Annotated in this window: 7 protein-coding genes; 3 read left to right on the top strand and 4 right to left on the bottom strand. The window is 66.8% G+C overall.

The genetic code is table 11. The annotated features are described in order from the left end of the window. Window positions 1-26 precede the first annotated feature (26 nt). Window positions 27-275 carry a hypothetical protein gene (locus KGM94_RS23890; protein ID WP_300264772.1) on the bottom strand — a complete coding sequence of 83 codons (249 nt, stop codon included), beginning with the start codon at window positions 273-275 and terminating at the stop codon, window positions 27-29. Window positions 276-424: 149 nt separating this feature from the next. Next, on the bottom strand, window positions 425-1123 hold the full coding sequence (locus KGM94_RS23885) for a winged helix-turn-helix domain-containing protein (protein ID WP_300264769.1): 699 nt from the start codon (window positions 1121-1123) through the stop codon (window positions 425-427). Window positions 1124-1293: 170 nt separating this feature from the next. On the opposite strand from KGM94_RS23885, the gene KGM94_RS23880 reads away from it, so the two are divergent. Beyond that, window positions 1294-1605: an NIPSNAP family protein gene (locus tag KGM94_RS23880; RefSeq protein WP_300264767.1), complete on the top strand. Its 312-nt coding sequence runs from the start codon at window positions 1294-1296 to the stop codon at window positions 1603-1605. 83 nt (window positions 1606-1688) lie between these two features. Beyond that, a complete protein-coding gene (locus KGM94_RS23875; protein ID WP_300264764.1) occupies window positions 1689-2498 on the top strand; it encodes an isocitrate lyase/phosphoenolpyruvate mutase family protein in 810 nt (269 codons plus the stop codon). 127 nt (window positions 2499-2625) lie between these two features. On the opposite strand, the gene KGM94_RS23870 is transcribed toward KGM94_RS23875, so the two are convergent. Next, window positions 2626-3021, bottom strand: a complete 396-nt coding sequence (locus KGM94_RS23870; protein ID WP_300264761.1) for a hypothetical protein — start codon at window positions 3019-3021, stop codon at window positions 2626-2628. Between the two features lie 158 nt (window positions 3022-3179). Between KGM94_RS23870 and KGM94_RS23865 the strand changes: the two genes are divergently transcribed. After that, window positions 3180-3821 carry a trimeric intracellular cation channel family protein gene (locus KGM94_RS23865; RefSeq protein WP_300264759.1) on the top strand — a complete coding sequence of 214 codons (642 nt, stop codon included), beginning with the start codon at window positions 3180-3182 and terminating at the stop codon, window positions 3819-3821. Between the two features lie 18 nt (window positions 3822-3839). Here KGM94_RS23865 and KGM94_RS23860 read toward each other — a convergent pair. After that, a partial coding sequence (locus KGM94_RS23860) for a cytochrome c (RefSeq protein ID WP_300264756.1) occupies window positions 3840-4169 on the bottom strand: 330 nt, incomplete at its 5' end.

The raw sequence follows: 4169 nt of genomic DNA, 5'->3' as shown, positions 1-4169 counted from the left end.
CGGCCATTCCTGTCGTCGCGAAAAACTCAGATCCGGCGGCAGGCACCGGCGTACCAGCGGAAGCCGTAGGGGCAGACTCTCGGCCTGACCACGACGACCGGCGCCGGCGCCACATAGACCGGCGCAGGGGCCACCACGACGCGGCCGGCCATCGGGCGGCAGCCGCCATACGGACCGCGATACCAGCCCGGGCCGCAGCCGCCGGCGGCGGAGGCAGTCTCGCTGAACCCGACGACCGCGCTGGCGAGCATGGCAACGGCGAGCAAATATTTCATGAGAGTTTTCCTTCTCGTCCTTGGGGGCTGGCGCTTGCGGCGCACATCGAATCAATTGGCTCGATTCGGCACGTCAAAACCGGCGCGACATGCCGACGCGGCGCGATCCAAAATGCCAATCATGACCTGAATACGACGTGAACGGGCGTTCAGGGCTCTGTATTGCCGAACAGCGCCGAAAACTGCTTCTCGCCCGCGCGCGTGAAGTTGACGACGCGGCTGCCCGGCGTCGTGTCGCGTGCGGCCCACTTCAATTCGGTGAAGCGCTGCATCATGGCCGCACCCAGCGTGCCCGCCAGATGATGGCGCCGCTCGCTCCAGTCCAGGCACGCCTTGCACACCGGCCGGCGCGGATGCTTCAGCATCTCCGGCGAAATCTGCAGATGCTTCGCGAGGAAGCGCTCGCCCTCGAGCGTCAGCGCGATCTCCTGCTTCGTCTGCCTGACCAGTTTCCGTCCGCGCATGCTGTCGAGCATCTGCACGCCGAGGTCGCCGGCGAGATGGTCGTAGCAGATGCGCGCCCGTCGCAGCGCCGGATCCTTCGGCCCGGTGCGCACGCGCATATGGCCGGCCCGCGCGGCGAGCCCCGCGAGCCCCTCCAGCACCCCCGCGACGTCGGAATCGGTCAGCCGATAGTAGCGGTGGCGGCCCTGCTTCTCCGGCTCGATCAGCCCGCCGGCCTCGAGTTTGGCCAGATGCGAACTCGCGGTCTGCGGCGTGATGCCGGCTTCCTGCGCAAGCTCGCTCGCGGTCAGCGCGCGGCCGTTCATCAGCGCGGTCAGCATGTTGGCGCGGGCGGGGTCGCCGACGAGAGAGGCGACCATGGCGATGTCGGGACCTGCTTTCATGCTTCGATGATAGGCGAAGCATTGTTGTGAGGCAAGACGCTAGATTGGCCGGCATCGCTTCGTCTGCCCGTCATTGCGAGGAGCGAAGCGACGAAGCAATCCAGACTCTGTCCGCGGTGACAGGCTGGATTGCTTCGCTTCGCTCGCAATGACGAGAATGAGACCCCAACATGTCCGTCACCGTCTTCATCCGCTATCAGCTCGATCCCTTCAAGCGCGCACAATTCGAGGCCTATTCGAAGCGCTGGCTCACCATCATCCCGGCCTGCGGCGGCGACCTGATCGGCTATTTCATGCCGTACGAGGGCACCAACAACATCGCCTTTGCGCTGATCAGCTTCGAGAGTCTCGCGGCCTACGAGGCCTATCGGGCGCGGCTGCGAACCGACGACGACGGAATGGCGAACTTCGTCTTTGCCGAGGAGCAGAAATTCATCCTGGCGGAGGAGCGCACATTTTTGCGCAAGGTGGTGGTATTGTAGTTCCGTGCCGTGCACGATCGCACTAGCGCAGGCCGCAGCGCATCCCCATCGCTGCGCCGCCAACGATGACAGGGAGAGAGACGATGCCGGTCACGACCGCGGACAAGCGCGCAGCATTCCGCAAGATGCACGAAAGCGGCTGCTTCATCCTGCCGAACCCGTTCGACGTCGGCAGCGCCAAGGCACTGCAGCATCTCGGTTTCAAGGCGCTGGCGTCCAGTAGCGCCGGCTTTGCCTGGACCATCGGGCGTGCGGACAGCCGCGTCACCGTCGACGACGTCTGTCAGCATCTGGCGGCATTGTGCAGGGCGGTCGACCTGCCCGTGAATGCGGATTTCGAGGGCGGCTTTGCCGTGCAACCCGAGGGCGTCGCCGCCAACGTCGCGCGCGCCGTTCAGACCGGCGTCGCCGGCCTCTCGATCGAGGACTCCACCGGCGACAAGGACAAGCCGCTCTACGATCGCGCGCTCGCGGTCGAGCGGATCAAGGCGGCGCGCACCGCGATCGGCGACAGCGGCACGCTGCTGGTCGGCCGCTGCGAGGCCTATCTCTGGGGCGTGGCCGATCTCAAGCTCGTCATCGATCGCCTCACGGCCTACGCGGAAGCCGGCGCCGACTGCCTCTATGCGCCCGGCCTGAAGACGCGGGAAGACATCGCCGCGGTGGTGAAGGCGGTCGCGCCAAGGCCGTTCAATCTGCTGATTGGCGCGAGCGGATTGTCACTCGCCGAGGCCGCCGATCTCGGCGTGCGCCGGATCAGCGTCGGCGGTTCGCTCGCGCGTTCCGCCTGGGCCGGTTTCATGAGGGCGGCGAAGGAGATGGCGGAGAAGGGAACGTTTGCGGAGCTTGCGAGCGGCTACCCCGGTGCCGAACTCAACAAGATGTTCGGCTGAGCCCATGCAGGAGAGTCTCTCGTGTCCCGGACGCGGTGCGGCGTGAAATGCCGCTCCGCAGAGCCGGGACCCACCTTTGTGTCTTGCCCCGGCGCGGCAGCGCGCTGCGCCGGGGCAGGAGATGTCGTTACTGGCTCGAGCCCTTGTCGGCCGGCGCCGGCGACGGGGCCGGTTGCGGCGAGGCGGGAGCCGCGCCCGTGGTCATGCCGGGCTGGGTGTTGTTGCGCGGGGTCACGTTGCGCATGCCGGGAGGCGCGGCTGGATTGGCCGGCTGCGTCTGCGCGGTCCGCGGGGTCGGCGCGTTGCTTGCCTGATTATTGGTGCTGGAATTGTTCAGGCCGTAGAACACGGCGCCCAGCACCACGGCAACCGCCAGGGCAAGCAATGCGATCTTGCCGCTGGAGGCGGGGCCTTCGCCGAGTTCCGGATCCGGCTGAAGCCTGGCGTCTTCGCGCGCGGCGCGAAGATATTCGCCCTCACCGAGAGGACGGTACGGGTCGTTCGGATAGCGATCGTCGGCCATCGGTTGGTCTCCTCGATTGATGTGCACGACAACCAGCGAGCGCGACCGTCAGTTCCGGTGCGAGCTATACTTTAGGCGCAGGCGGGTAGCCGGGAACCTTGTTCGACGGGGAACCGGCGACGTAAGTTCCATGTGTCTCAACCGGGATTCGCCCCTCGATGTGGAGCCTGCCACCGAGCGATAGCGTGCTGCATTTCCTGGCGCTGGTGGCGCTCGCCGCGCAGGCGATGACGGCGGCGCTCGCCGCCGGCCGGCGCAGCATGGACTGGCTCGGCGTCTGCTTCCTCGGCTGCATCACCGCGCTTGGCGGCGGCACGCTGCGTGACCTCTTCCTGGGTCATTATCCGCTCGCATGGGTGCAGAACCCGGCCTATCTGGCGCTGACCGGCGGCGCCGCCTTCCTGACGATCCTGATCTCGCGCGCGGTGCACCGGCTCAGCGTCGCCTTCATCGTGCTCGACGCCATCGGGCTCGTGGTATTCACCATGACGGGCTGCGACGTCGCCTGGCAGATGGATGCCTCGCTGCCGATCGTCATCGTCTCCGGCATGGTGACGGGCTGTGCCGGCGGCGTGCTGCGCGACGTGCTCTGCAACGACGTGCCGCTGTTGTTCCGCTCCGAGCTCTACGCCAGCGTCTCCGTGGTCACCGGCCTGTTCTACGCCACCGCCTTCGGCCTCCATCTCAACCAGGAACTCTGGACCACGCTCACCTTCGTGCTCGGGATCAGCTTTCGTCTGCTTGCGGTGCGCTACAAATGGGAGATGCCGAAATTCGTCTTCACGGGGGATGAGCGCTGAGCCCGCTTCAGCCAGCGGCTATGGCCCGGATTTCCGCGCCGTCGCCACCTGCGCGGCCGTGACCAGCGGCGCCGCATTGCCCCAGGAATTGCGGATGTAGTTGGTCACTGCGGCAATCTGCTCGTCCGACAATTGCTTGGCATAGCCCGGCATCTCGCCGGCGTTCGGCGCGCGCGGCGTCGTCACGGTGTGCGCGCCGTCGAGGATGACGCGCAGCGTGGAGGCGGGATTGTCCGACTGCAGCAGCGCGTTGCCGGGCAGCGGCGGATAGATGCGCGGCGCACCTGACCCGTCCGTCTCGTGGCAGGCCACGCACAGCCGCGCATAGATCGCCTGGCCAGTCTTCAT

The organism is Bradyrhizobium sp., assembly GCF_028868675.1.
Lineage (GTDB): Bacteria > Pseudomonadota > Alphaproteobacteria > Rhizobiales > Xanthobacteraceae > Bradyrhizobium.
This window is presented reverse-complemented; position numbering and strand designations above follow the sequence as displayed.